Below are 24,666 nucleotides of genomic sequence, written 5' to 3'. Positions count from 1 at the left end.
ATGCTGGCCAATGGCCGAGGGGCTATTGACCGTTCGTCTGAGCAAGGCGGTCAATGGCCCTGAGCATTTCGGTCATTGAGCCTGTCACCCCTAACGTTAAGGTGTACCGGCCAAACAAGAACCGGCGATTTCAGGTTTGCTGAAATGCAACCTGAGGTTTACGCCGTTACCTATCCCTCCTAACTGGAGGCCAGAGGACGCCATGACCGAAGCATTTATTTTCGACGCGGTGCGCACACCCCGCGGCAAAGGCAAGCAGGATGGCGCGCTGCACAGCGTCAAACCCGTCAACTTGATCGCCGGCCTGCTCAAGGCCCTGCAGGAGCGTAACCAGCTCGATACCAGCCAGGTCGATGACATCGTCCTCGGTTGCGTAACCCCGGTGGGCGATCAAGGCGCCGACATCGCCAAGACCGCGCCGATGGTGGCGAACTGGGACGTGAGCGTTTCCGGCCTGCAGATCAACCGGTTCTGCGCCTCGGGCCTGGAAGCGATCAACCTCGGCGCGATGAAAATCCGCTCCGGTTTCGAAGACCTGGTGGTGGTCGGTGGCGTCGAGTCGATGTCCCGCGTGCCGATGGGCTCCGACGGTGGCGCCTGGGTCATGGACCCGGAAACCAACATCAGCAGCAACTTCGTGCCGCAGGGTATTGGCGCCGATCTGATCGCCACCCTCGAAGGCTTCAGCCGCACCGACGTCGATTCCTTCGCCCTGCGCTCGCAGCAGAAAGCCGCCCGCGCCAGCGCCGACGGCTCGTTCAAGAAATCGCTGATCCCGGTCACCGACCAGAACGGCATCGTCCTGCTCGACCACGACGAATTCATTCGTGGCGACTCGACGCTCGAAGGGCTGGGTTCGCTTAAACCCAGTTTCGAGATGATGGGTCAGATGGGCTTCGACGCTACGGCCATCCGCCAGTACAGCCATGTCGAGCGCATCAACCACGTACACACGCCGGGCAACAGCTCGGGCATAGTCGATGGCGCCGCGGCCATGCTGATCGGCTCCGCGGCCAAGGGTAAGGAGCTGGGCCTCAAGCCGCGGGCGCGGATCGTCGCCACGGCGGTTACCAGCACCGACCCCACCATCATGCTCACCGGCCCGGCGCCGGCCACCCGCAAGGCGTTGGCCAAAGCCGGGCTGAGCGTGGATGACATCGATCTGTTCGAAGTGAACGAAGCCTTCGCCTCGGTGGTGATGAAGTTCATGAAAGACATGGGCGTGGCGGAAGACAAGGTCAACGTCAACGGCGGCTCCATCGCCATGGGCCACCCGCTGGGCGCCACCGGCTGCGCCATCGTCGGCACCCTGCTCGACGAGCTGGAGCAGCGCAATCTGCGTTATGGCCTCGCCACGCTGTGCGTCGGTGGCGGTATGGGTATTGCCACGATTATTGAACGAATCTAAGGAGCTTTCAGTGGCTGCTGCGCTCGATCAGGCTGTGTTGGAAATCGTCCGGGAATGCTCATTTACAGTTGTAAACTCCGCTTCCCAGCCGATTTCCGCCTTGCCTGATCTTCGCTCGCGACGCCCCTGAAGAGCTCCCCCACCTATGGGGTTATAAAAATGACTGACGCCATTCGCTACGAAAAAGGCCAGGACAATATCGTCGTCCTGACCATCGACATGCCCGGCCAGAGCGCCAATACCATGAACGCGGTCTACCGCGAGGCCATGGGCAAAACCGTCGCGCGCCTGGAAGCCGAGAAGGACTCCATCGCCGGTGTAATCATCACCTCGGCGAAGAAAACCTTCTTCGCCGGCGGCGATTTGAACGAGTTGATCAAGGTCGGCAAAGCCGACGCCAACCACTTCTACCAGATGATCCTGCGCATCAAGGGCCAACTGCGCCGCCTGGAAACCCTCGGCAAGCCTGTAGTCGCCGCCATCAACGGCGCGGCGCTCGGCGGCGGCTGGGAAATCTGCCTGGCGTGCCATCAGCGCATCGCCCTGGATAGCGGCGGCGTGCAGCTCGGCCTGCCGGAAGTCACCCTGGGCCTGTTGCCAGGTGGCGGCGGTGTGGTGCGGATGGTGCGCATCCTCGGCCTGGAAAAGGCATTGCCCTACCTGCTTGAGGGCAAAAGGGTCCGGCCGCAGGAGGCACTGAAGGCCGGGCTGATTCACGACCTCGCCGCTAACGCCGACGAGATGCTGGCCAAGGCCCGCGCCTGGATCGCCGCCAACCCAACGGCCGTGCAACCCTGGGATGTCAAAGGCTACAAGATCCCCGGCGGTACACCCTCCAGCCCGAACCTGGCGCAGATGCTAGCCATCGCGCCGTCGGTGCTGCGGGACAAGACCAAAGGCTGCTTCCCGGCGCCGGAGAAGATCATGTGCGCAGCCGTGGAGGGCGCCCAGGTCGACTTCGATACCGCGCAGATCATCGAGGCGCGTTACTTCACCGAACTGACCACCGGCCAGGTGGCGAAGAACATGATTGGCACCTTCTGGTTCCAGCTCAATGAAATCAACGCCGGCGGCTCGCGCCCGAAAGGTCCGGCAGCCTATGTCACCCGCAAAGTCGGCGTGCTCGGCGCCGGCATGATGGGCGCGGGTATCGCCTACGTTTCGGCGCTTGCCGGCATCGAGGTGGTGTTGAAAGACCTCTCCGTGGAAGCGGCCGAGAAGGGCAAAAGCTACTCCGCTAACTTGCTGGAGACGAAAGTGGCCCGCGGCCAGCTGAGTGCCGAGAAGCGTGACGGCATCCTGGCGCGGATCAAGGCTACGGATAACGATGCGGACTTTGCAGGTTGCGACCTGATCATCGAAGCCGTGTTCGAGGACCGTGAGCTGAAAGCCAAGGTCACAGCCGCTGCCGAGCGTAATGCGCTGAGCGATGCGGTGATCGCTTCCAACACCTCGACCTTGCCGATCAGCGGCCTGGCCAAGGCGGTGCAGAAGCAGGACAAGTTCATCGGCCTGCACTTCTTCAGCCCGGTGGACAAGATGCCGCTGGTGGAAATCATCAAGGGCGAGCACACCAGCGACGAAACCCTGGCGCGGGGCTTCGACTACGTGCTGCAGATCCAGAAGACGCCGATCGTCGTGACCGACAGCCGTGGTTTCTTCACCTCCCGCGTGTTTGGCACCTTCACCAACGAAGGTGTGGCCATGCTCGGCGAGGGCGTGAGTGCGGCGATGATCGAAACCGAAGCGCGCAAGGCCGGCATGCCGGTCGGCCCGCTGGCGATCTCCGATGAAGTCTCCATGAGCCTGATGACCCACATCCGCGCGCAGACCATCAAGGACTTGCAAACGGAAGGCAAAACCATGGCGCAGCACCCGGCATTCAAGGTCATCGACCTGATGGTCAATGAGTTCAAACGCCCAGGCAAAGCGGCCAATGGCGGCTTCTACGATTACCCGGCGAACGGCAAGAAACAGCTGTGGCCGGAGCTGAAAGCCCGCTTCGAGAAGCCTGATGCGCAGATCTCCCAGGCAGATGTGCGCGACCGCATCCTGTTCATCCAGGCCATCGAAACCGTGCGTTGCGTGGAAGAGGGCGTACTGCTCTCGACCGCCGACGCCAACATCGGCTCGGTCTTCGGCATCGGCTTTGCCGCCTGGACCGGCGGGGCGTTGCAGTTCATCAACCAATACGGCTTGCAGGACTTCGTCGCCCGGGCGCAGTACCTGGCCGAGCAGTATGGCGAGCGCTTCGAGCCGCCGGCGCTGTTGCTGGAGAAGGCGGCCAAGGGCGAGGTGTTTTGAGCGTCTGAGTGCTTGTGGTGACGGGTCTGAGTGGCAGGGATGCAGGCTCAGGTGTTTTAAAAGACCGGCTCCTTGTGAGCCGGTTTTGTCTTTATGGGGGGCTGGCCTGCCCCATGAAGACGCCTTTGCTCAGTTCTCCCGCAAGGGGCGGTCGGTTGTTAAACGAACCGGTTAGGGCGAAGGTAGTTTGCGCTTTTCTGCCGGACGGTCGGCCTGAAATCTGCTCTGACTCCCGGTCCTGTCGGCTCCGAGGCTCTGCGCCGCGGCTTTGCGCCTTTATTCGCGCAGCCTGGCCATTGGTCAGCCCAAGTCACGCCGTTGGTGGGAGCGTATAGGGTTTTGTTATGGGGACCTGATGTGGAGGTTAATCATGAAACTCAAGAAAAGCTTGTTGGCTGTTTCGATTTTTGCGGCGCTGTCCGCTTCGGGGTCACTGCTGCTCGATGGCCTGCCCGATTACTCAAGCGCATACGCCAGTGAAGGTGGTGGCGGTAGTGGCGGTGGCGGCGGCAGTGGAAGCGGCGGTGGTGGCAGTGGTGGCAGCGGAGGTGGCGGTGGTGGCAGCGGAAGCGGCGGTGGTGGCCATGGTGGTAGTGGAAGCGGCGGCGGTGGCGGCCATGGTGGTAGTGGGAGCGGCGGCAGTGGTGGCAGCGGAAGCGGTGGTGGTGGCAGTGGAGGCAGCGGTGGCAGCGGTGGCGGCCATGCAGGTGATGGCGGCGGAGACCATGGAGGCCCGGGACGCGGCGACGCTGACCATGGTGGTATTGCTGGGAACAGAGGCCCGGGCAATGCGCATGACAACGACGCTGACAACGATGCTGACAACGATGCTGCAGATGCAGCCAGAGACGCTGCCAGAGCTGATGCAGATGCAGCCAGAGACGCTGCCAGAGCTGATGCAGATGCAGCCAGAGATGCTGCCAGAGCTGATGCAGATGCAGCCAGAGATGCTGCCAAAGCGGCTGGCGTAGAGGGCGCAGATGCAGCCAGAGATGCTGCTAGAGCTGCTGCAGATGCAGCCAGGGACGCTGCCAAAGATGAGGCAGATGCAGCCAGAGACGCTGCCAGAGCTGCCGCAGATGCAGCCAGAGACGCTGCCAAAGATGCTGCAGATGACCCCGATGTTGCCGATGAACCCGATGAACCGGATGCTCCGGATGTTGCCGATGAACCCGATGAGCCGGATGAACCGGATGCACCCGATGTTGCCGATGAACCGGATGAACCCGATGCTCCAGATGAACCCGATGTTGATGTTGCCGAAGTTGACGATAACTAGCCGGGTGACGATCCTGGCCAGCAGGCCGGGAGGTAAACCAGAGGACGACAAGAGCGGGGTTTAGTGCCTGAGTCCGAAGTGCGAAAGCCCGGCTTTATGCCGGGCTTTGCCTATGCGGGACGCTAGGGTGGCTTACCCTAGGCCTTGGGGGGGCGCTGTTGAGTTCTATTGACGCTGGTCGTTCGGCAATCCACTTCGGCGTCAGCCGTCGCGCCAGGTCGCGGGAAGGCAGCTGTCTGAAAAAGCCCGATGGGCGCTGTCCGGCTGTTTTTTTGTGGGGCTCTGTGTGTTAAAAATAACGCACACAAACCACACCGCTCCCCATCGTTTCAGGAATCCCCCATGGCGCTACGCATCTGCATTCTGGAAACAGACTTTCTCCGCCCGGAACTGGTTGACCAATACCAGGGTTATGGGCGGATGTTCGAGAGGCTGTTTGCCCAGCAGCCGATAGCGGCCACTTTCACTGTGTACAACGTGGTGGACGGCCATTACCCCTCGGATGACGAGCGTTATGACGCCTATCTGGTGACCGGCAGCAAGGCCGATTCCTTTGGCACCGATCCGTGGATTCACACGCTTAGGACCTACCTGCTGGAGCGTTACGAACGCGGCGATAAATTGCTCGGCATCTGCTTTGGCCATCAACTGCTGGCGCTGTTGCTCGGCGGTAAAAGTGAGCGCTCGCACCAAGGCTGGGGTGTTGGCACCCATCGCTACCAGGTGGCGGAACAGCCGGCCTGGATGAGCCCTGCGATGGACGAGCTGACCATGCTGATCAGCCATCAGGATCAGGTCACGGCGCTGCCGGAAAACGCGACGGTGATTGCCTCCAGTGAGTTCTGCCCGATTGCGGCGTACTGCATCGATGATCGGGTGTTGTGCTTCCAGGGCCATCCGGAGTTCGTCCATGACTATTCCAAGGCCTTGTTGGAGATGCGTCAGCAGCATCTGGGCGAGCAGATTTACCAGCAAGGTATCGCCAGTCTGCAACACGAGCACCAGGGTGCCACGGTGGCGGAATGGATGATGCGCTTCGTTGCTCAGCATCGGACTGCCGAGTTGACTTAAGCCGCCTGTGGTTCTGCACGAAAAAGCCCGGCTAGCTGCCGGGCTTTTCTATTCAGGAGGGGCTAGAGCCAGCCCATTCTCTTGAAGTTGACAAACAGACCACTACAACCAACTCCGATGACGCCGAGTACGCCGTAGTAGCCGTATTGCCAGAGCAGCTCCGGCATGTGCTGGAAGTTCATCCCGTAAATCCCCGCGATGGCGGTGGGGAAGGCCAGGATCGCGGCCCAGGCGGCGAATTTGCGTTGTACGACGCTTTGCCGGGATGACTCCAGCAGCAGGCCGACCTCGATCGCGTGGTCGGCCATTTCGCGTAGCCCGGTCAGATCTTCCAGCACGCGCTTGACGTGGATCGAGATGTCACGGAAGTACGGCCGCATCTGTTTGTCGATAAAGGGGAAGTCCAGCTGTTGCAGCTCCTGGCAAACTTCCAGCATGGGTGCGATGTAGCGACGTATCCGCAGCAAGTTGCGGCGGATACCTTGGATCTGTTCGACATCGGCCTGGGTGAGTGGATGGTTCAGGACTTTCTGCTCGATCTCTTCCAGTTCATCGCTGATTTTTTCCAGCAGCGGCCGGTAATTCTCGATAACGAAGCTGAGCAGCGAATACAGCACAAAGTCTTCACCGTGTTCGAGCATCAGCGGCTGGGCTTCGCAGCGTCGGCGTACGTGAGCGTAGGAGGGCGATTCTCCGTAGCGGGCGCTAATGACGTAACCCTGGCCGGCAAACAGCTGGGTTTCGATGAACTGCAACTCGCCGTCTGCGAGGATGGGCGAGTAGAGCACCATAAACAGCGCATCGCCGAAGGTTTCCAGCTTGGGTCGAGTGTGCTGCATCAGCGCGTCGTCGATGGCCAGTTCGTGCAGGTTGAACTGTTTTTGCAGATTGAACAGTTCTTCGGTGGCGGGGTCATGCAGGCCAATCCAGACGAAGTGGCCGGGTTTTGTGGCCCAGCTGATGCCTTCGTCGAGAGCGATATCGGTGACTTTCTTGCCTTTGGCGTAAACCACAGCTGCAACGACGTGACCCATGTTGGTATCCATTCTCTCCAGTTGACGATGGCGGGCGAGGCCCGTTGGCAGCTTACCTCAGCGGGCGGGAATGTCTTGCCTGTTAGCGCATGGCCTCGCTAGAGCTTGGGCTTTAAGTCTGTCGACCGGCGGCCGATCTGCAAACGCTTTAACGCGCGTCAGTCGCCGCCTATTTTCTCTCTGGGGCGAACACGCCAAGAAAAAGCCCAGCGTAGAGCTGGGCTTTGCCGATCACTGGCGCGCGTGCTTGGCTGTCCCTGTCCAGGCGGCAGCGATCTGCTGATCCATCTCATGGATAGATTGCTGCATCTGCCCCTGGCACTGTTCGATCAAGGCCGGAATATCCTCCAGGGTCAATCCAGCGGTGGGAATAGCGGGAAGGGAGCGAATCATGATCTCGCCGCTGCTCCAGCGATTCAGTTGCATGTGCGCACTGTAAGTGCTGACGCATACCGGAATAATCGGCACCCCAGCGGCGATGGCCATCTGGAATGCCCCTTTCTTGAACGGCAGCAGACCTTTGCCAAGGTTGCGCGTGCCTTCCGGGAAAACCCAGATCGAGGTGTCTTTATGCTGCAGGGTTTCGGTGGTGGTGAGCATGGCCTGTTTGGCTTTGCGAGCATTGCCACGGTCGATTAGCACGTTGCCGGCGAGCCAGTAGAGCTGGCCGAAGAAGGGCACCCATTTGAGGTTCTTCTTGCCGATAGTGACGGTACGCCTGGGCACCACGCTGCCCAGCACGAACAGGTCATAGTTGGACTGGTGGTTAGCGATGATCACACAGGCCTGTGGATGATCGCGCAGCGCTTGAGTGTCGGTCTGCAGACGTAGACGCAAGATCCACAGCGCTGGCCAGGAATAGAGGCGGGCGCAGAGGCGGCTGTTGTCCGGATTAAATGGGCGGCACAGGCCAAGCAGAATGCCGAGAACGCCGGCCAGGATAAAGTGCAGGCCCATAAGCAGCATGCGTAGAAGAAAAAGCATTGGTACGCCCGTCTGAACAAAAGGCGCGCAGTGTACGGATGTGCACTGTTTTCGGCAATCGACGGCGATCAAGGGTAGATCGCGAGTTTTTTCGGGAGTTAAACCGAATAAAAAGCCCGGCGCTTGACCGGGCTTCTAGCGCAAGGCGGGCGCCTTAGATGAGGTGCTGCTGGTCCAGCTCGATGGCCCGGTCCAGGGTTTCCAGCAGCGCTTTGCGCACTTTCAACTTGGTGTTCTTGTGCGCCGTCATGTTGATCTTCTTCAACTGCTGGGCGGCGGCAATCGCGCTTGCCATCAGTTGCTCAACCGGCACCACCTTATCCAGGAAGCCGGCGTCGACCGCGCCTTGCGGGTCGAACATCTCGCCATTGATGACCGAACGGTGGAAAGCCGATTTGCGCAGGCGGTCGCGAGCCAGCTCGATGCCGGCGTGGTGCATGGTCATGCCGATTTGCACTTCATTCAAACCAATGCTGAACGGGCCTTCGACGCCGATGCGGTAGTCGGCCGAGAGCAGGATGAACGCGCCCTTGGCCACCGCATGGCCGCCGCAGGCGACGATGACCGGGAACGGGTGAGCCAGCATCCGGCGGGCCAGAGTGGAGCCGGCAGCCACCAGATTGACCGCGTTTTGCGGGCCGGAGGTCATCACTTTGAGGTCGTAGCCGCCAGAGAGAATGCCCGGCTGACCGGTGATGATCACGATCGCTTTGTCCTGCTCGGCACGATCCAGTGCGGCATTGAAGGCCGCGATCACGTCCGGGGAGATGGCGTTGACCTTGCCATTGCTCAGGGTCAGGGTGGCAATGCCGTCTTCGAGTTGGTAGCTGATCAGGTCGCTCATGGCGGGAATCCTTGCTGTGGCATGTACTGAAAGGTGGGCAGACGTTACCGACCCGTCCAGCCAAGGTAAAGCGCTGTGGCTGACTGGCCAGTCAGCCACAGCGCACCGAGCGTGGCGCTACTGTTCGGCAGCCAGCGTTTCGAGGCGCCGACTCAGCCAGCCCCGGTTCGGGATCAGCACCTAGCTTAAGCGCATGAATCTCCTGTAAAAAACTTTTGCCTTTAGCGGGCTGTTCGGCTAGATTAGCGCGCCTCGACGGACCTGACAGTCTGTCGAGACTTCGGTGAGGTGTCCGAGAGGCTTAAGGAGCACGCCTGGAAAGTGTGTATACGAGAAATCGTATCGAGGGTTCGAATCCCTCCTTCACCGCCATATAGAAATACAAAAAAGCCCGGCCATGTGCCGGGCTTTTGCGTTTCTGCGCTCGGCGTTGCTGGTTGGCAGGATTAGCCATCCGGATCAAGGCAACTCAAGCCCTTCTCCAATTACCGCCAACCCCTTAAGGTTTCTCCTATCCCTTCATCGGAGCCCGGCATGAAAGCCACCTGGGACATCTTCTGCAGCGTTGTCGATAACTACGGCGATATTGGCGTGACCTGGCGCCTGGCCCGGCAGTTGGTGGCTGAGCATCAGTATGCGGTGCGGCTGTGGGTGGATGATCTGCGGGCATTCGAGCGCATGTGCCCCGAGGTCGACGTCAATGCAGAGCAACAGTGGCGGCAGGGCGTCGAGATATGCCGCTGGCCGGCTGACTGGCAACCGACTGCCGCCGCCGATGTGGTGATGGGGGCGTTTGCCTGCCGGCTGCCGGACGCTTATATGGAGGCAATGGCTCAGCAGGCGCGACCACCATTGTGGTTGAACCTGGATTATTTGAGCGCCGAGGACTGGGTCGCCGGTTGCCACGGCCTACCTTCGGTGAAGTACAAGGGGGTACAGAAGTTCTTCCTCTTTCCGGGATTCCAGCCGGGCACGGGCGGGCTGCTGCGCGAGGCCGGGCTGCTTGAACGGCGTCGGAATTTTCAGCAGGACCCGCAGGCTCGGCGGGACTTTTTGCAGGGGCTGGGCGTTATCCCGGCAGAAAATGCCCGTCTGATCTCGCTGTTCGCTTACGAGAACGCGGGGCTGGCCAGTTGGCTCGAGGTGTTGGCCGCCGACTCGCGACCTACGCATTTGCTGGTGCCTGAGGGGCGAATTCTTGGGGACTTGCAGCGTTGGCTTGGGGTCGATGGGTTGCTGGCCGGTGCCGTAAAGGTGCGCGAAGCCCTGACGGTGCAGGTACTGCCGTTCGTCCGACAGGATGATTACGACCGCTTGCTGTGGTGCTGTGATTTCAATGCCGTGCGCGGTGAAGACTCTTTCGTCCGGGCGCAATGGGCCGGGCGGCCGCTGCTCTGGCACATTTACCAGCAGCAAGAAGATGTCCATCTGGACAAGCTCGAAGCCTTTCTTGCGCTCTATACCGAGGGCCTGTCACCGCCTGCCAAGGCTGCGATGACCGGCCTGTGGCGGGCCTGGAATGCGGGCGAAGGGATGGGCGAAAGCTGGCAGGCGTTGTTGCAGGAGTGGCTGGAGGTGGCCGAGCATGCCGAGAAATGGTGTCTGGGGCAGGCCTCCCAGCCTGACCTTGCAGCGGCTCTGGTGCAGTTTTACCTAAATTGGATATGATACGCGGCCTAGATTTTTGTAAATCTCCATCCAAATTCGGATATTCGTGATGAAAACTGGTAAAGAACTGAAACCCGGTACCGTGATTCGTATCGACAACGATCCTTGGCTGGTTCAGAAAGCTGAATTCACCAAGTCCGGTCGTAACAGCGCGATCATGAAGACCAAGCTGAAGAACCTGCTGACCGGTTACAAGACCGAAACCGTCTACAGCGCAGACGACAAGCTGGACGACGTGATCCTCGACCGTAAAGAAGCGACCCTGTCCTTCATCAACGGCGACATCTACACGTTCATGGACACCACCGACTACACCATGTACGAGCTGAACGCCGAAGACATCGAAGGCGTTCTGCCGTTCATCGAAGAAGGCATGACCGACATCTGCGAAGCCGTGTTCTTCGAAGAGCGTCTGGTTTCCGTTGACCTGCCGACCACCATCGTCCGTCAGATCGACTACACCGAAGGTTCCGCTCGCGGCGACACTTCGGGCAAGGTGATGAAGCCGGCCAAGCTGAAAAACGGTACCGAGCTGAGCGTTGCCGATTTCGTGGAAATCGGTGACTGGATCGAAATCGACACCCGTGAAGGTGGTTCCTACAAAGGTCGCACCAAAGCTCCACAGGCCTGAGCCTTGGCTTAAGTTGCGAGCAAGAAAAAGCCCGGCCAGCGAGTCGGGCTTTTTTATGGGCGATGGGTTATTCCAGGTGTTTTTTCAGCTCTTGGCTGGCTTGCAGCATGGCCGAGCGCACTGCTGGAGCCTGGCTGACCGCGTTCAGCAGGCCGAAGTCGTGGATCATGCCGTTGTAGCGCGCCGAGGTGACCGTCACCCCGGCGGCGTCCAGTTTGCGGCCGTAGGCCTCACCCTCATCGCGCAACACGTCGAACTCGGCGGTCTGGATCAAGGTTGGTGGCAGGCCTTTGAGCTGCGCAGTCGTGGCTTGCAGCGGTGCGGCATAGATGTCCTTACGCTGCTTGGCGTCGGAGGTGTAATTGTCCCAGAACCACTGCATCAGGTTCTTGCTGAGGAAGTGACCCTCGGCGTACTGGTTGTAGGAGGCGGTCTCGAAGTTGGCGTCGGTCACCGGCCACAGCAGTAGCTGGAACTTGATCGCCGGGGTGCCTTGGTCTTTCGCCATCAGGCTGACCACTGCGGCCATGTTGCCGCCGACGCTGTTGCCGGCCACCGCCAGGCGTGAACCGCCGACGTTGAGCTCTTTACCGTGCTCGGCCACCCATTTGGTTGCGGCGTAGGCCTGGTTGATCGCCGTCGGGTAATGCGCTTCCGGCGAGGGTGTGTAGTTGACGAAGACCGCTGCCGCCCCCGAACCCGCGACCAGGTCGCGGACCAGGCGTTCGTGGGTCGGGTAATCACCCAGTACCCAGCCGCCGCCGTGGAAGAACATGAACACCGGCAAGGTTTCCTTCACGCCGGCGGGGCGCACGACAGTCAGGCCAATCGACTGGCCATCGACGCTGATGGTTTTCTCGCTGACGTCAGCTTTAGGCAATTCCACTTTGGCCCCGGCCTGGGCGCCTACCAGCACGGCGCGGGCGTCTTTGGGCGCGAGTTGCTCGAGAGGTTTGCCACCGCCGGCTGCAAGGGCTTCCAGGAAGGCCTGGGTGTTGTGTTCGACACATGGGCTGCCCGCCGCGAAAGCGCTGCCGATGGAGAGGGCCAGAACGCTACCGGTAAGAGCTTTGCTAAACGATTTCATCATCGAACTCCTCGTATTCGGGGTGGCTGAGTGGCTGCGTCAAGTCTTAGACGGTGACGTTCAGGCTGACCTGGATGTTGCCGCGGGTGGCGTTGGAGTAGGGGCAAACCAGGTGGGCAGCGGCTACCAGTGCATCCGCGTCGGCTTGTTCCAGGCCCGGCAGGCTGATGTTCAATTCGACTTCGAGGCCGAAACCGCCCGGGATCTGGCCGATGCCGACCTTGCCGGTGATCGAGCTGTCGTTTGGCAGCTGGCGTTTGCTCTGGCTGGCGACGAACTTCAAGGCACCGATAAAGCAGGCCGAGTAGCCGGCCGCGAACAGTTGCTCGGGGTTGGTGGCTTCGCCGCCTTGGCCGCCGAGTTCGCGCGGGGTGGTCAGCTTGACGTCGAGGATGCCGTCAGAGGAAACCGCGCGGCCGTCACGGCCTCCGGTTGCAGTAGCGGAAGCGGTGTAAAGGGCTTTGATGGTTTGCATGGGGGCCTCTCCAAGTTATGTTTGCTGGCTAAAAGTTTGCGCGCTAAGTAAGTGCGCGAAGCAGAAGTTAGTGCTAATTCATTTTGCGCGCAAGATAATTTATGGAGATATTTGCGATAAGCCTTACGGCTTTTTGGAATAAGGCTCTAAACGGCCTTCTGCAGGCTGCTGCGCAGGGCGACCAGGTCTTTCGTGAGGGCGGTCAACTCCTCGATGGACTGTTCGGTGGCCTTGAGAATGCAGGTCGGTACGACCTGGGCTTGTTGCTGCAGCGCACGACCTTTGGCCGTCAGGCGCAGTTCCACCACGCGCTCGTCGACACTGCTGCGGGTGCGGGTCAGCAAACCTTCGCCTTCCAGGCGCTTGAGCAGCGGAGTGACCGAGCCGGGATCGGTGAGCAGGCGTTGGCTGAGCTCGCCGACGGTGATGCCGTCACCTTCCCATAGCACCAGCATCGCCAGGTATTGCGGGTAGGTCAGGTTGAGTTCCTGGAGTAGGGGCTTATAGACCTTGGTCATCATCAGGGATGTGGAATAGAGGGCAAAGCACAGCTGGTTGTCGAGCAGCAGCTGTGCGCACGGGGCGGGGTGGTCCATAAAAGCCTCCATCAGGTGATGGGGCTAAAGTTAGCGCGCTTGACTTTCGTACGCCACGTTTTAGTGCTGCGTACGTGTGACGATTCTGTTAGTTCGGAAAACCCTGCAATAGCGACCGATGATTGCTGCCACGCTGCTTAGCTACGGCCCAGGCCGCTCTGGAGCGCCAGGTCCCAAGGCGGCACCGGGCCGAAGCGGGCTTTCAGAAACTCCAGCAGCAAACGGCTGCGTGAGCTGGTTTTGCTTTCCAGGCGCAAGGCGTAGATGCCGCTGGGCTCCGGCGGCGGTAGACCGTTTTCGCAAAACAACGGCACCAGCTCGCCGCGCATCAAGTACTCACCGATCAGCCAGGTCGGCAGATGGGCGATGCCGAGGCCCGCCAGCGCACCGAAGACCAGCGTTTCGGCATTGTTGGCGGTCATCCGCAGGCGCTGCGGGCGAAAAACCTGTATTCGCCCGTCCTCTTCGAAACGCCAGGCGTGGGGCGGCGCCAGCGCGTCCCAATCCAGACCGTCGTGCTCGACGAGTTCGCTCGGATTACGCGGCACCCCGCGCCGCTTGAGGTATTCAGGGCTGGCGCAAACCACCCGTATCAGCGGCGCCAACGGGGTGGCGACCAGGCGGGTGTCAGCCAGCGGACCGATGCGCAGCACCAGATCGACTTCACCGAGATGCTCGCCATGCAGGTCGACAAAGCTGTCGATCAGCCGTAGCTGTACATCCAGGCCCGGGTAGGCGAGCAGAAACTCGGCAATCGCCGGTGCCAGGTGGCGGCGACCGAACGGTGAGGGTGAGTCGATGCGGATCAAGCCTTCTGGTGCGCTACTCAGGGACACCGCCTCGGCGCGTGCCAGGCGTAACTCGGCCAGCACGCGTTTGGCCCGCTCCGCGAATGCCAGGCCGGCGGGTGTGGCGCGCACCGCGTGGGTGCTGCGGCTGAACAGGCTGCTGCCCAGCGAGCGTTCCAGGGCATCGATCCGGCGTGCCACTGCCGACGGAGTCAAGGGATGGCGGCGCGCGGCGGCGGAGAAGCTGCCGCTTTCCAGTACGTCGAGAAACAGGCTGAGTTGGTCGGTCAGGGCATCTGGATTCATGGCGGTGTTGGTGCCTGTGCGGTTTGCGCATAGCCATTGTGCGTGGCTGTGCGTTTCCGTGCTAGCGGCTACTGCGTACCCTAGGCAACCTCAGAATTGGAGTTGCCGATGAGCCTGATCGATGTGTTGATGAATTTAGTGCTGGGCCTGGCGTTGGGCACCGTGGGTGGGCTCTTCGGTATCGGCGGTGGTCTGATCGCCATTCCGGCGCTTGGCGTGCTGTTTGGCCTCGATCAACAGTTGGCGCAGGGCACGGCACTGGTGATGGTGGTGCCCAATGTGCTGCTGGCGTTGTGGCGCTATCACCAGCACAACCGCATCGACCTGCGCTATGCCCTGGCGCTGGGGCTCTCCGGCTTCTTTTGTGCCTGGCTGGCTTCGACCTATGCGGTAAGCCTGGATGCCGGACGCATGCGTATGGCGTTTGTCGGCTTCCTGCTGGCGCTGAGCGTCTACAACCTGAGCCGGCTGTTTATCCGGCCGACTCCGCCGAGCAGCGAGTTGCGTTATCCCTGGCCTTGGTTGGGTCTGTTGGGCAGTTGCTCCGGGGTGCTTGGCGGCGTGTTCGGGGTGGGGGGCGCGGTGCTGGCCACCCCGATCCTGACCAGCGTGTTCGGCACCACGCAGGTCGTGGCCCAGGGCCTCTCACTGGCGTTGGCGGCACCGAGTACGGCGGTCACCTTGCTGGCCTACGGGCTGCACGACTATGTGGCCTGGGCCATGGGGATTCCCTTGGCCGTGGGCGGTTTGCTCAGTATCGGCTGGGGCGTAAAGCTGGCCCATGCCCTGCCTGAGCGGGTGCTGCGCTCGCTGTTCTGCGGCTTTCTGGTGCTCTGTGCGGTGTCGCTGGCGCTGCGGTAGATAACTCTGGCTGAACGGCGTTTGGCTTTAGAGACGAAAACCTTCGGCAATATGCTCGGCCAGGCATTCGGTCACCGGTGACTGGGTGCGAGTGTTGCGCAGCAGCACGATGCTGGACATGGGCAGCTCCGGCAGGTTTTCGGCTTTGCCGAGGATGCGCAGGTCCGGGGTGATCAGGCTTTGCAGTTGCGCGGTCACGGCCAGGCCGGCGCTGACCACCGCCATGAGCGCCGACAGGCTGGGGCTGGTGTAGGCGACGCGATAGTCACGTTCCATGGCATCCAGCGCGTTGCAGGCCCAGGTGCGGCAGAAGCAATCGGTGTTGAACATGGCCAGCGGCAAGGGCGTTTGTTCATGGGGGCAGAAACCCAGTGCCTCGGCCCAGACGAAGCGCTCCTGGCGCAGCAGTTGACCGATCTCATCGCCCGGCATACGCGTGACAATCGTCAGGTCTAGATCCTGGCGTTGCAGGAGTTGCGAGGAGGACTCGCAGTGCACTTCCACCTGCACCATTGGATAGGCCTGGGCGAAGCGCGAGAGAATCCCCGGCAAAAAACGCATCACATAGTCATCCGGGGTGCCGATGCGCACCGAGCCGACCATGTGCGGCTCGCGCAAGGTGTTGATGACCTCGCCATGCAGCTTGAGGATGCGCCGGGCATAGCCGAGCAGCACTTGGCCTTCGGCAGTCAGGCGTACCTGGCGTCCATCGCGCTCGAACAGCGAGCGCTGCACCACGTCTTCCTCCAGGCGCTTCATCTGCATGCTGACCGCCGATTGCGTGCGGTTGACCGCTTCGGCCGCGCGGGTAAAGCCGCCCAAATCGGCAATCGCGACGAAGGTCCGCAAGAGCTCGCTGTCGATGCCGGGATAGTTGCTCATCTCATCAATCCCCAAGATGGGTTGCATAAGAAACATTCGTTGGATTGATCTTAAGCCCGGCCGGACACTTGCGCCATCCCCCAAACACAGCAGTTCGTCGCACTGCCGAAGGGGGCAGAAGCTAACCGGAGGGTTTAATGATGAAAGGTCAAAAAGGCTATGCCATCGCCACTGCACTGCCCAAATCCGACTCCGCTCTCGGGCGGTTGCTGAGCCAGGCGTGGAAGCGCGCTAGACGTTGGCATGAGTTAGCCGCACAGCGGCGTCAGTTGGCGAGTTTGAGTGACGCCGCGCTTAAGGATCTTGGCTTCAGTCGGGCGGATGTGGTGGAGGAAAGCGAGCGGCCGTTCTGGGATGATCCGCTCAAGCACTGACTGCGCTAATGCGCTTAAATGAGCAGCGGTTAACCCAAGGTGCAGCTAATCAAGGAAGGATAAATGAGCCAAAAATACCAACTCGCTCAGGTCAATATCGCTCGGGCCAAAGCCCCCATGGACGATCCGTTGATGCGGGGCTTTGTCGAGCAGCTGGAGCCGATCAATCGCCTCGCGGAAAACAGCCCCGGGTTCGTCTGGCGTCTGCAGACCGATGAGGGCGATGCCACCTCGATCAAGCTGTTCGACGATGAACGGATCATCGTCAATATGTCGGTCTGGGAGTCATTCGAAGCGCTGAAGAACTATGTGTACTCCGGCGAACATCTCGCGGTCTTGAGAAACAAGAAGAGCTGGATGGGGAAGCTCGACTCGCCCTCGCTGGCGTTATGGTGGGTGCCGCACGGGCATATTCCGACCCCCGAATCGGCCAAGCTGGCGCTCGCCATGCTGGAGGAAAAAGGCCCATCGCCGGCAGCATTTACCTTCACCAAGCCCTATCCTGCAGCGCATCTATCTGACACGCCGGGTGTGTCCGAGCAGGGCTTGCAACCCGCCGTCTTCGAGGTCGGTTGAGCCGCTCACCTGGCAGGAGCGACTCGATGTCCGCCACGCTCTCCCTCTCCTTGAGTGAAGCCCGCCGTTTGGCCCTGAGTGCCCAGGGCTTCGGTGGGCGGGCCAGGTCTGCCGCGGTCAAGCCGCAGCGGCTCAATCAGATGATCGAGCGTCTGGGCGTGCTGCAGATCGATTCGGTCAACGCCTTGGTGCGTTCGCATTACCTGCCGCTGTTTTCCCGCCTGGGCAATTACTCCGCAGAACTGTTGGAACAGGCGGCCTGGGGCAGCGGGCGGCGGCGTACCTTGTTCGAGTACTGGGGGCATGAGGCCTCGCTGTTGCCGCTGTCGGTCTATCCGTTGTTGCGTTGGCGCATGCGCCGCGCGGCCCAAGGGGAGGGTATCTACGGCCAGCTGGCACGCTTTGGCCGTGAGCAGCAAGCGGTGATTCGGCGGGTGCTGCAGGCTGTTCGTGAACAGGGTGCAGTCGGTGCCAGTGCGCTGACGACGCGCGAGGAGCGGGCCGGGCCCTGGTGGGACTGGAGCGCCGAAAAACATGCGCTGGAATGGTTATTCGCCGCCGGTGAAGTGACGGTGGCCGGGCGCCGTGGCTTCGAGCGGCTCTATGACCTGCCGGAGCGCGTGCTGCCGAGCGCCTTGCTGGAACATCCCGAATTGGATGAGGCGGAGGCGCAACGCCAATTGTTGCTGCGCTCAGCCGCGGCGCTGGGGGTCGCCACGGAAAAGGATCTGCGCGATTACTACCGCCTGGAGGCAGCCGACAGCCAGGCACGGCTGGCCGAGTTGCTCGAGGCGGGTGAGTTGCTGCCGGTACAGGTGCAAGGCTGGCGGCAACCGGCCTACTGCCTGGGCGCGCTAAAAATCCCGCGTAAGGTCGGCGCCACTGCGTTGCTGTCGCCGTTCGATTCGCTGATCTGGGAGCGCGCGCGTACCGAGCGGCTGTTCGCTTTTCGTTACCGCCTGGAGATCTACACCCCGCAGCACAAACGGGTGTATGGCTACTACGTGCTGCCGTTTCTGCACGACGAGCGCCTGGCCGCGCGGGTCGACCTGCGTGCCGAGCGCGCCCATGGCCGCCTGGCGGTGCATGCTGTGCATGAGGAGGAGCAGGGTTTGGACGACGAGGGCATGGCGGCCTTGGCGCGCAATCTTCTCGATATGGCGCGCTGGCTGGGCTTGGAAGAAGTGCTGATCAATTGTCAGAAACCAGAGACAGCGCGGCTGCGGGCGGCTCTTTCTTGCTGATGGGCGATGGCGGTAGTGCGCACGGCGCCCCCAGGTAGGGTGCGCCGTGCGCCCCTATCAGCGGCGCACCTGCTTCAGCGTCTCGGCAATCAGGAAGGCCAACTCCAGCGACTGGTCGGCATTCATCCGTGGGTCGCAATGGGTGTGGTAGCGATCCGACAGAGCATCCTCGGTAATCGGGCGGGCGCCGCCGATGCACTCGGTGACGTTCTGCCCGGTCATCTCGATATGGATGCCGCCGGCGTAGCTGCCCTCGGCCCGATGTACGGCGAAGAACTGCTTGACCTCGGCGAGGATCTGCGCGAAGTCGCGGGTCTTGTAGCCGCTGCTGGCCTTGATGGTGTTGCCGTGCATCGGGTCGGAGCTCCACAGCACCTGGCGACCTTCGCGCTGCACGGTCTGGATCAGGCGTGGCAGGCCGGCTTCGACCTTGTCCGCGCCCATGCGTACTATCAGGTTGAGGCGGCCGGGGTCGTTGTCGGGGTTGAGGATGTCGATCAGGCGGATCAGCTCTTCGCTGTCCATGCTCGGACCGACTTTCACCCCGATCGGGTTGCCGACGCCGCGCAGGAACTCGACGTGGGCGCCGTCCAGTTGGCGGGTGCGATCGCCGATCCAGAGCATATGCGCGGAGCAGCCATAGTAGCCGCCGGTCAGGCTGTCGCGACGGACGAAGGCCTCTTCGTAGTTCAGCAGCAGGGCTTCGTGGGCGGTGAAGAAGCTGGTTTCGCGCAGTTGCGGCGAGCTGTCCATGCCGCAGGCGCGCATAAAGGCCAGGGTCTCGTCGATGCGGTCGGCCAGATGGCTGTATTTCTCGGCCAGCGCCGAGTTGGCGATGAAGTCGAGGTTCCACTGATGCACCTGATGCAGGTCGGCAAAGCCGCCCTGGGCGAAGGCGCGCAGTAGATTCAACGTGGCGGTGGCCTGATGGTAGGCCTGCAGCAGGCGATCCGGATCCGGCACGCGGCTCTTCTCGTCGAAGCCGATACCGTTGACGATGTCGCCGCGATAAGCCGGCAGCGTCACGCCACCGATGGTTTCATCGTTGGCCGAGCGCGGCTTGGCGAACTGGCCGGCCATGCGCCCGACTTTCACCACCGGGCAGCCAGCGGCGAAGGTCATGACGATCGCCATCTGCAGCAGCACCTTGAAGGTGTCGCGGATTTTCGCCGCGGAGAACTCGGCAAAGCTCTCGGCGCAGTCACCACCTTGCAGCAGGAAGGCACGGCCCTGGGTGACCTCGGCAAACTGGCGGCGCAGTTCGCGGGCTTCGCCGGCAAATACCAGCGGCGGATAGCCGGCCAGCGTCTGCTCGACCTCTGCCAGGTGCGCGGCGTCGGGGTATTGGGGTTGCTGCTGGATAGGTTTGGCTCTCCAGCTTTCGGGGCTCCAGGCTTGGCTCATCGCGGACTCGATACGGCTGCTTTTCTAGGAACTTGCATGGTAACAGCTCGCCTCGGCGCTGCCAGCCGATGGCGGTCATAGGCTGGCTATATAGTGCTCGGCGAATTAGCGCGTGACCCAGGTCGGGCTCTTCAATGACAATCGGCGCCTTTCCCGGATTCATGCTGGTCGGGGATGTCATGGTTGGAGGGTGCGTGATGCCTGGGCTGCCGCCGCGGGATGAGCTGACTGAGGAGCTTTTGCTGGCCGAGGTGCACGACGAGTTTGGCGTGATCCGGGTGATGGAAGTCGGCGAATACCGCTTCCTCGAGTTCGGTGATGCCATCGAACAGAGCTGCGTATTCACTGCCGACCCGAGCTGGCTGGAGTACGACTACACCCGCGCCATGCTGATCGGTGCGCTGTGCCACGAGGCGCCGGAAAGCGCGCTGTTCCTTGGTCTGGGCGCCGGCACGCTGACTCAGGCCTGCCTCAAATTCTTGCCGCTGGAAGATGTCGAAGCCATCGAGCTGCGTCCGGACGTGCCGCGCCTGGCGATGGAGTTCCTCGGTCTGGACGACGACCCGCGTCTCTATGTGCGCATTGGTGATGCGCTGGAGTTGCTGGAGAGCGCCGAGCCTGCCGATTTGATCTTCGTCGACCTGTATACCGATCACGGCCCGGGTGTTGGCCATCTGGCCTGGCGCTTTCTGGACAGTTGCCAGAAACGCCTGAATCCGGGGGGCTGGTTGGTGATCAATCAATGGGCCAGCAATGACGGTAAGCCACTCGGCGCCGCACTGCTGCGAGGCCTCTACCATCGGCATTATTGGGAGTGCCCGGTGAAGGAGGGCAATGTGATCCTGCTGGTGCCGGCCGATCTGGAGCAGACGCTGGACAGGGCGCAGCTGCAAGAAAAAGCCGAGGCGCTGGCGCCGCGTCTGGGTTATTCGTTGCTGCCGCTGATCGACTGCCTGCGCCCAGCGACCTAGGCTGGGTAGAGCGTAGCGAAACCCAGCTTTCGTGTTGCTCCCGCTGGGTTTCGCCTGAGGCTCTACCCAGCCTGCCTGTCGGCGAATTAACGCCCTTTGAAGTGACCGGGGCGGCTCTCTTGCATGGCGTGCAGGCCTTCTTGGGCATCTTCGGTGGCCATCAGCCTGGCGGCATTAGCGGCTAAGTCACGAGCGGCAGCTTCTTCACCCTCACGCACGGCCTGGCGGGCCGAGGCCAGGGTCGCCTGTACGCCCAGCGGCGCCTGAGCGGCAATGCGTTCGGCGAGTTGCAGGGCGCGGGGCATCAACTCTTCACTGGCGAGTACTTCTTGCACCAAGCCGAGGCGGTGGGCTTCGTGGGCATCGAATTCGTCGCCGGTCAGCAACCAGCGCATCGCGTTGCCCCAGCCCGCCACCTGGTGCATGCGTAAGGTGGCGCCACCGAAGGGGAAGATCCCGCGCTGCACTTCCATCTGCGCAAAGCGGGTATTGCTGGCGCACAGGTTGATGTCCGAGGCCAGCATCAGTTCGATGCCGATGGTGTAGCAATAGCCCTGCACGGCGACTATCACCGGTTTACTCACCCGCGGGCCGCCGAACACGCCCCAGGGGTCAAAGCCGCCTTGCGGGATTGCCCAGCCGCTGACGAAGGTTGCCGCGACATTGGCCAGATCCAGCCCCGCGGTGAAATGCTCGCCGTGTGCAAATACCAGGGCCACTCGGGCGTCGTGGTCACGCTCGAACTCGCCATAGGCCAGGGTCAGGTCATCGAGGAGGTCCAGATCGAAGGCGTTGCGTTTAGCCGTGCGATCCAGGCCAATCAGCATGATGTGACCGCGTTTTTCACGGCTGACACGGCCGCTGGAGCTTTGAGTCATGGCAGGAATCCTTGTACGGGAGGGGCGACCCGAGGGGTATAGCCGCCCCGGTTTGGCTTGTCCAAAGTATTCGCCGATCCGATCATCGGCCATCTAGCTTGGCGACCGACTGGCGGAGCCTGGCTTTTTTATGGGAAAAACCCGCACAGCGGTCAGGTTTTTCCGGTATAGTGCGCGCCGGCCATTTGACTGGCCGCGTTCAGGTAATGCAATCCCTCCGAAGTCAGCTTCGGCTGCATGTCCGCTCAGCGGGCGTCCTTGACGATTCATTCATTAATACGTTTTCGCAAATCCCCGCCGACAGGGCTGCCAGGGTGACTTTCGGGTCTTACACGGCATGCGCAGCTTTGGAACATGGGTCTTTGCGGATGCACTAGAGGCAGACCCATGACCCAAGTACTCGGCGGCTTCGCCGCACTCGAACTTCACCCGAATATTCTTGCCGCTGTGATTGCGACTGGCTACGAAGAGCCGTCGGCGATCCAGTTGCAGTCCATCCCGGTGATCCTCGCTGGCCACGACATGATCGGCCAGGCGCAGACCGGTACCGGTAAAACCGCGGCCTTCGCCCTGCCGATCCTCAGCCGCATCGACCCGGCCAAGAAAGAGCCGCAGGCGCTGATTCTGGCACCAACCCGCGAGCTGGCCCTGCAAGTGGCCACCGCGTTCGAAACCTACGCCAAACAAATGCCGGGCCTGAACGTCATCGCCGTGTATGGCGGCGCCCCCATGGGTCCGCAGCTGAAAGCCATCCGCAATGGCGCCCAGGTCGTGGTCGCCACTCCGGGTCGTCTGGTCGACCACCTGCGTCGCGACGAGAAGGTGCTGTCCACCATTCAGCATCTGGTGCTCGACGAAGCGGACGAAATGCTCAAGCTGGGCTTCATGGATGACCTCGAAGTGATCTTCAAGGCCATGCCGGAAACCCGTCAGAGCGTACTGTTTTCCGCAACCTTGCCGCATTCGATCCGCGCTATCGCCGAGAAGCACCTGCGCAACCCGAAGCACGTCAAGATCGAAACCAAGACCCAGACCGTGACTGCCATCGAGCAGGCCCACCTGCTGGTGCACGCCGACCAGAAGCATTCTGCGGTGCTGCGCCTGCTGGAAGTGGAAGAGTTCGATGCGCTGATCGCCTTCGTTCGCACCAAACAAGCCACCTTGGATCTGGCCGCCGCGCTGGAAGCCAAAGGCTACAAGGCTGCGGCCCTGAACGGTGACATCGCGCAGAACCAGCGTGAGCGTGTGATCGAGTCGCTGAAAGATGGTCGTCTGGACATAGTCGTCGCTACCGACGTCGCGGCCCGTGGCCTTGACGTACCGCGCATCACTCACGTGATGAACGTGGATATGCCCTACGATCCGGAATCCTATGTGCACCGTATCGGGCGTACCGGTCGTGCCGGTCGTACCGGTCGCGCCTTGCTGCTGGTAACGCCGCGTGAGCGTCGCATGCTGCAGGTGATCGAGCGTGTGACTGGGCAGAAAGTCGCCGAAGTGCGCCTGCCGGATGCTGCGGCTGTGCTAACGGCACGCATCAAGAAGCTGACCAGCAGCCTGGCGCCGCTGGTGGCTGATGCCGAAACGACCCATGGCGATCTGCTGGATCGTTTGACCGCCGATATCGGTTGCAGCCCGCGTGCCCTGGCCGCAGCCTTGCTGCGCAAAGCCACCAACGGCCAGGCGCTGACCCTGGCTGAAGTCGAGCGTGAGCAGCCGCTGGTGCCGAACAGTGCACCGCGTGAACGTAGCGAGCGTAGCGGTGAGCGTTCCGAGCGTGGTGATGTGCGTGAGCGTCGCGCGCCGATGCCGCTGGCCGATGGCCGTGCGCGTTGCCGTACCGCGCTGGGCGCTCGTGACGGTATCGCCGCGAAGAATCTGCTCGGCGCCATCCTCAACGAAGGCGGTCTGGCTCGCGAGGCGATCGGTCGTATTCAGGTGCGTGACAGCTTCAGCCTGGTTGAGCTGCCGGAAGATGGTCTGGAGCGTCTGCTGACCAAGCTCAAGGACACTCGCGTGGCCGGTAAGCAGTTGAAGCTGCGTCGCTATCGCGAAGATTGATCTGCGCCGATTAGCCGAATAGAAAAAGCCCCGCCTACTAGTGCGGGGCTTTTTTATGCCTGACGGATAGTTCCCACGCTCGGCGTGAGCCCCGTCATCCCCGCGAAGGCGGGGACCCAGAAAAGCCTTAGTCGAAGCGATAGATATCCATGCCCAGCGCACCCAGGGTGAAGCCCTGGTGCACCAGGCTGAAGACCTTGCCTGCGCCGCGGGCGAAGAAGAGTGGCAGCAGGTGTTCGTCGCTCGGGTGGTTACGGGCGGCTGAGGGGGCTTGGCGGCGGTAGTCGTGCAGGGCGTCCTGATCGTCGCTGGCGAGTTTGGCTGCGACCCAGTCGCGGAACTCCTCGGCCCAGGGTTCAATCACCTCGGGCCCGGCGCGCCAGTTCAGTTCGCCGAGGTTGTGGGTGATGCTGCCGGAGCCAATCAGCAGTACGCCTTGTTCGCGCAAGCAGGCCAGGGCGCGGCCGACTCGGGTCTGAAAGGCGGGGCCAAGGCGAGTCGGAATGGAAACCTGGGTCACGGGGATGTCTGCCTGCGGGTACATCAATGACAGCGGCACCCACGCACCGTGATCGCGCGTGCGTTCGGGATCCAGGCGTGCCGGGAGTTCGGCGGCAGTGAGCAGGTTCAGCGCTTCGCTAGCCAGCTCGGGATCGCCTGGCGCGGGGTATTGGACCGCATACAGCTCGGCTGGAAAGCCATAGAAGTCATGCCAGGTGTCCGGTTTAGGATTGCTGTTGACCAACAGTTCGCTGCTTTCCCAGTGCGCGGAAACCACCAGGATGGCGCGCGGTTTGGCCAGTTCGGCAGCCAGCCGGGACAACGCCGGGCCGCTGGCGCCAGGCTCGAGGGCGAGCATGGGTGAGCCGTGGGAAATGAATAGGCTGGGTAACATGAGCGGTTCCTCAAGTAGGATGCCAGCATCTTCAAGCTTGGATAT

General features: G+C 61.7%; 24 protein-coding genes and 1 tRNA gene. 14 read left to right on the top strand and 11 right to left on the bottom strand.

What is annotated here, in order from left to right:
• The first annotated feature begins 202 nt into the window (after positions 1-202).
• From FFS13_RS03690 to FFS13_RS03675, 5 genes are all read left to right on the top strand, one after another.
• Complete coding sequence (locus FFS13_RS03690; RefSeq protein ID WP_137817767.1) at positions 203-1,408, top strand: acetyl-CoA C-acetyltransferase; 1,206 nt, start codon at positions 203-205, stop codon at positions 1,406-1,408.
• A 159-nt stretch (positions 1,409-1,567) separates the two neighbouring features.
• Positions 1,568-3,712, top strand: a complete 2,145-nt coding sequence (locus tag FFS13_RS03685) for a 3-hydroxyacyl-CoA dehydrogenase NAD-binding domain-containing protein (protein WP_137817766.1) — start codon at positions 1,568-1,570, stop codon at positions 3,710-3,712.
• A gap of 443 nt (positions 3,713-4,155) precedes the next feature.
• Positions 4,156-4,683: a hypothetical protein gene (locus FFS13_RS19700; protein WP_171006413.1), complete on the top strand. Its 528-nt coding sequence runs from the start codon at positions 4,156-4,158 to the stop codon at positions 4,681-4,683.
• A gap of 21 nt (positions 4,684-4,704) precedes the next feature.
• Positions 4,705-5,055 carry a hypothetical protein gene (locus FFS13_RS19695; RefSeq protein ID WP_171006412.1) on the top strand — a complete coding sequence of 117 codons (351 nt, stop codon included), beginning with the start codon at positions 4,705-4,707 and terminating at the stop codon, positions 5,053-5,055.
• 278 nt (positions 5,056-5,333) lie between these two features.
• Positions 5,334-6,062, top strand: coding sequence for an amidotransferase (locus FFS13_RS03675; protein ID WP_137817765.1), 729 nt, complete (start codon positions 5,334-5,336; stop codon positions 6,060-6,062).
• A 62-nt stretch (positions 6,063-6,124) separates the two neighbouring features.
• Here the strand turns inward: FFS13_RS03675 and FFS13_RS03670 are convergent, their stop codons facing one another.
• From FFS13_RS03670 to FFS13_RS03660, 3 genes are all read right to left on the bottom strand, one after another.
• Positions 6,125-7,096 carry a magnesium and cobalt transport protein CorA gene (locus FFS13_RS03670; RefSeq protein ID WP_137817764.1) on the bottom strand — a complete coding sequence of 324 codons (972 nt, stop codon included), beginning with the start codon at positions 7,094-7,096 and terminating at the stop codon, positions 6,125-6,127.
• A gap of 231 nt (positions 7,097-7,327) precedes the next feature.
• Entirely contained in the window at positions 7,328-8,080 is a 753-nt protein-coding gene (locus tag FFS13_RS03665) for a 1-acyl-sn-glycerol-3-phosphate acyltransferase (protein ID WP_137817763.1), read from the bottom strand.
• Between the two features lie 154 nt (positions 8,081-8,234).
• The gene (locus FFS13_RS03660; RefSeq protein WP_137817762.1) at positions 8,235-8,924 is read right to left on the bottom strand and encodes a crotonase/enoyl-CoA hydratase family protein; all 690 of its coding nucleotides are present in this window, start codon (positions 8,922-8,924) and stop codon (positions 8,235-8,237) included.
• A gap of 282 nt (positions 8,925-9,206) precedes the next feature.
• Here FFS13_RS03660 and FFS13_RS03655 point away from each other — a divergent pair.
• The 3 genes from FFS13_RS03655 (at position 9,207) to FFS13_RS03645 (ending at position 11,223) form a co-directional block, all read left to right on the top strand.
• A tRNA-Ser gene (locus tag FFS13_RS03655) sits at positions 9,207-9,296 on the top strand.
• Between the two features lie 162 nt (positions 9,297-9,458).
• On the top strand, positions 9,459-10,592 hold the full coding sequence (gene earP, locus FFS13_RS03650) for an elongation factor P maturation arginine rhamnosyltransferase EarP (protein ID WP_137817761.1): 1,134 nt from the start codon (positions 9,459-9,461) through the stop codon (positions 10,590-10,592).
• A gap of 49 nt (positions 10,593-10,641) precedes the next feature.
• On the top strand, positions 10,642-11,223 hold the full coding sequence (locus tag FFS13_RS03645) for an elongation factor P (RefSeq protein WP_119953903.1): 582 nt from the start codon (positions 10,642-10,644) through the stop codon (positions 11,221-11,223).
• Positions 11,224-11,290: 67 nt separating this feature from the next.
• On the opposite strand, the gene FFS13_RS03640 is transcribed toward FFS13_RS03645, so the two are convergent.
• From FFS13_RS03640 to FFS13_RS03625, 4 genes are all read right to left on the bottom strand, one after another.
• Complete coding sequence (locus FFS13_RS03640) at positions 11,291-12,310, bottom strand: alpha/beta hydrolase (RefSeq protein ID WP_137817760.1); 1,020 nt, start codon at positions 12,308-12,310, stop codon at positions 11,291-11,293.
• A gap of 46 nt (positions 12,311-12,356) precedes the next feature.
• Positions 12,357-12,785 carry an organic hydroperoxide resistance protein gene (locus FFS13_RS03635; RefSeq protein ID WP_137817759.1) on the bottom strand — a complete coding sequence of 143 codons (429 nt, stop codon included), beginning with the start codon at positions 12,783-12,785 and terminating at the stop codon, positions 12,357-12,359.
• Between the two features lie 146 nt (positions 12,786-12,931).
• Complete coding sequence (locus FFS13_RS03630) at positions 12,932-13,381, bottom strand: MarR family winged helix-turn-helix transcriptional regulator (RefSeq protein WP_137817758.1); 450 nt, start codon at positions 13,379-13,381, stop codon at positions 12,932-12,934.
• 137 nt (positions 13,382-13,518) lie between these two features.
• A complete protein-coding gene (locus FFS13_RS03625) occupies positions 13,519-14,475 on the bottom strand; it encodes a LysR family transcriptional regulator (RefSeq protein ID WP_137817757.1) in 957 nt (318 codons plus the stop codon).
• A 108-nt stretch (positions 14,476-14,583) separates the two neighbouring features.
• Here FFS13_RS03625 and FFS13_RS03620 point away from each other — a divergent pair, with 108 nt between their 5' ends.
• On the top strand, positions 14,584-15,336 hold the full coding sequence (locus tag FFS13_RS03620) for a sulfite exporter TauE/SafE family protein (RefSeq protein WP_137817756.1): 753 nt from the start codon (positions 14,584-14,586) through the stop codon (positions 15,334-15,336).
• Positions 15,337-15,363: 27 nt separating this feature from the next.
• Here the strand turns inward: FFS13_RS03620 and FFS13_RS03615 are convergent, their stop codons facing one another.
• Positions 15,364-16,218, bottom strand: a complete 855-nt coding sequence (locus tag FFS13_RS03615) for a LysR substrate-binding domain-containing protein (RefSeq protein WP_137817755.1) — start codon at positions 16,216-16,218, stop codon at positions 15,364-15,366.
• A 140-nt stretch (positions 16,219-16,358) separates the two neighbouring features.
• On the opposite strand from FFS13_RS03615, the gene FFS13_RS03610 reads away from it, so the two are divergent.
• From FFS13_RS03610 to FFS13_RS03600, 3 genes are all read left to right on the top strand, one after another.
• On the top strand, positions 16,359-16,592 hold the full coding sequence (locus FFS13_RS03610; RefSeq protein WP_137818001.1) for a DUF1127 domain-containing protein: 234 nt from the start codon (positions 16,359-16,361) through the stop codon (positions 16,590-16,592).
• Positions 16,593-16,655: 63 nt separating this feature from the next.
• Positions 16,656-17,168 (top strand): DUF3291 domain-containing protein, encoded by a 513-nt coding sequence (locus FFS13_RS03605; protein WP_137817754.1) that lies wholly within the window; start codon positions 16,656-16,658, stop codon positions 17,166-17,168.
• Between the two features lie 26 nt (positions 17,169-17,194).
• Positions 17,195-18,412: a winged helix-turn-helix domain-containing protein gene (locus FFS13_RS03600; RefSeq protein ID WP_137817753.1), complete on the top strand. Its 1,218-nt coding sequence runs from the start codon at positions 17,195-17,197 to the stop codon at positions 18,410-18,412.
• A gap of 57 nt (positions 18,413-18,469) precedes the next feature.
• On the opposite strand, the gene FFS13_RS03595 is transcribed toward FFS13_RS03600, so the two are convergent.
• Entirely contained in the window at positions 18,470-19,816 is a 1,347-nt protein-coding gene (locus FFS13_RS03595; RefSeq protein WP_137817752.1) for a class II 3-deoxy-7-phosphoheptulonate synthase, read from the bottom strand.
• A 197-nt stretch (positions 19,817-20,013) separates the two neighbouring features.
• Here FFS13_RS03595 and FFS13_RS03590 point away from each other — a divergent pair, with 197 nt between their 5' ends.
• Entirely contained in the window at positions 20,014-20,787 is a 774-nt protein-coding gene (locus FFS13_RS03590) for a spermidine synthase (RefSeq protein ID WP_137817751.1), read from the top strand.
• An 86-nt stretch (positions 20,788-20,873) separates the two neighbouring features.
• Here the strand turns inward: FFS13_RS03590 and FFS13_RS03585 are convergent, their stop codons facing one another.
• Entirely contained in the window at positions 20,874-21,665 is a 792-nt protein-coding gene (locus tag FFS13_RS03585) for a crotonase/enoyl-CoA hydratase family protein (protein WP_137817750.1), read from the bottom strand.
• A 354-nt stretch (positions 21,666-22,019) separates the two neighbouring features.
• Between FFS13_RS03585 and FFS13_RS03580 the strand changes: the two genes are divergently transcribed.
• A complete protein-coding gene (locus tag FFS13_RS03580; protein ID WP_171006411.1) occupies positions 22,020-23,726 on the top strand; it encodes a DEAD/DEAH box helicase in 1,707 nt (568 codons plus the stop codon).
• A 127-nt stretch (positions 23,727-23,853) separates the two neighbouring features.
• On the opposite strand, the gene FFS13_RS03575 is transcribed toward FFS13_RS03580, so the two are convergent.
• A complete protein-coding gene (locus FFS13_RS03575) occupies positions 23,854-24,621 on the bottom strand; it encodes a class III extradiol ring-cleavage dioxygenase (RefSeq protein WP_137817748.1) in 768 nt (255 codons plus the stop codon).
• Positions 24,622-24,666: the final 45 nt, after the last annotated feature.

This window comes from Pseudomonas sp. 2FG (assembly GCF_005502935.1).
In the GTDB taxonomy this organism is placed as follows: Bacteria; Pseudomonadota; Gammaproteobacteria; order Pseudomonadales; family Pseudomonadaceae; genus Aquipseudomonas.
Note: the sequence above shows the minus strand (reverse complement) of the source record. Positions and strands in the feature narration are given on the sequence as shown.

Excerpts from the sequence above, each read along its gene's own strand:
- FFS13_RS03690 (WP_137817767.1), top strand. The coding sequence starts at position 203 with ATGACCGAAGCATTTATTTTCGACGCGGTGCGCACACCCCGCGGCAAA.
- FFS13_RS03685 (WP_137817766.1), top strand. The coding sequence starts at position 1,568 with ATGACTGACGCCATTCGCTACGAAAAAGGCCAGGACAATATCGTCGTC.
- FFS13_RS19700 (WP_171006413.1), top strand. The coding sequence starts at position 4,156 with ATGGCCTGCCCGATTACTCAAGCGCATACGCCAGTGAAGGTGGTGGCG.
- FFS13_RS19695 (WP_171006412.1), top strand. The coding sequence starts at position 4,705 with ATGCTGCTAGAGCTGCTGCAGATGCAGCCAGGGACGCTGCCAAAGATG.
- FFS13_RS03675 (WP_137817765.1), top strand. The coding sequence starts at position 5,334 with ATGGCGCTACGCATCTGCATTCTGGAAACAGACTTTCTCCGCCCGGAA.
- FFS13_RS03670 (WP_137817764.1), bottom strand. The coding sequence starts at position 7,096 with ATGGGTCACGTCGTTGCAGCTGTGGTTTACGCCAAAGGCAAGAAAGTC.
- FFS13_RS03665 (WP_137817763.1), bottom strand. The coding sequence starts at position 8,080 with ATGCTTTTTCTTCTACGCATGCTGCTTATGGGCCTGCACTTTATCCTG.
- FFS13_RS03660 (WP_137817762.1), bottom strand. The coding sequence starts at position 8,924 with ATGAGCGACCTGATCAGCTACCAACTCGAAGACGGCATTGCCACCCTG.
- earP (WP_137817761.1), top strand. The coding sequence starts at position 9,459 with ATGAAAGCCACCTGGGACATCTTCTGCAGCGTTGTCGATAACTACGGC.
- FFS13_RS03645 (WP_119953903.1), top strand. The coding sequence starts at position 10,642 with ATGAAAACTGGTAAAGAACTGAAACCCGGTACCGTGATTCGTATCGAC.
- FFS13_RS03640 (WP_137817760.1), bottom strand. The coding sequence starts at position 12,310 with ATGAAATCGTTTAGCAAAGCTCTTACCGGTAGCGTTCTGGCCCTCTCC.
- FFS13_RS03635 (WP_137817759.1), bottom strand. The coding sequence starts at position 12,785 with ATGCAAACCATCAAAGCCCTTTACACCGCTTCCGCTACTGCAACCGGA.
- FFS13_RS03630 (WP_137817758.1), bottom strand. The coding sequence starts at position 13,381 with ATGGACCACCCCGCCCCGTGCGCACAGCTGCTGCTCGACAACCAGCTG.
- FFS13_RS03625 (WP_137817757.1), bottom strand. The coding sequence starts at position 14,475 with ATGAATCCAGATGCCCTGACCGACCAACTCAGCCTGTTTCTCGACGTA.
- FFS13_RS03620 (WP_137817756.1), top strand. The coding sequence starts at position 14,584 with ATGAGCCTGATCGATGTGTTGATGAATTTAGTGCTGGGCCTGGCGTTG.
- FFS13_RS03615 (WP_137817755.1), bottom strand. The coding sequence starts at position 16,218 with ATGAGCAACTATCCCGGCATCGACAGCGAGCTCTTGCGGACCTTCGTC.
- FFS13_RS03610 (WP_137818001.1), top strand. The coding sequence starts at position 16,359 with ATGAAAGGTCAAAAAGGCTATGCCATCGCCACTGCACTGCCCAAATCC.
- FFS13_RS03605 (WP_137817754.1), top strand. The coding sequence starts at position 16,656 with ATGAGCCAAAAATACCAACTCGCTCAGGTCAATATCGCTCGGGCCAAA.
- FFS13_RS03600 (WP_137817753.1), top strand. The coding sequence starts at position 17,195 with ATGTCCGCCACGCTCTCCCTCTCCTTGAGTGAAGCCCGCCGTTTGGCC.
- FFS13_RS03595 (WP_137817752.1), bottom strand. The coding sequence starts at position 19,816 with ATGAGCCAAGCCTGGAGCCCCGAAAGCTGGAGAGCCAAACCTATCCAG.
- FFS13_RS03590 (WP_137817751.1), top strand. The coding sequence starts at position 20,014 with ATGCCTGGGCTGCCGCCGCGGGATGAGCTGACTGAGGAGCTTTTGCTG.
- FFS13_RS03585 (WP_137817750.1), bottom strand. The coding sequence starts at position 21,665 with ATGACTCAAAGCTCCAGCGGCCGTGTCAGCCGTGAAAAACGCGGTCAC.
- FFS13_RS03580 (WP_171006411.1), top strand. The coding sequence starts at position 22,020 with ATGGGTCTTTGCGGATGCACTAGAGGCAGACCCATGACCCAAGTACTC.
- FFS13_RS03575 (WP_137817748.1), bottom strand. The coding sequence starts at position 24,621 with ATGTTACCCAGCCTATTCATTTCCCACGGCTCACCCATGCTCGCCCTC.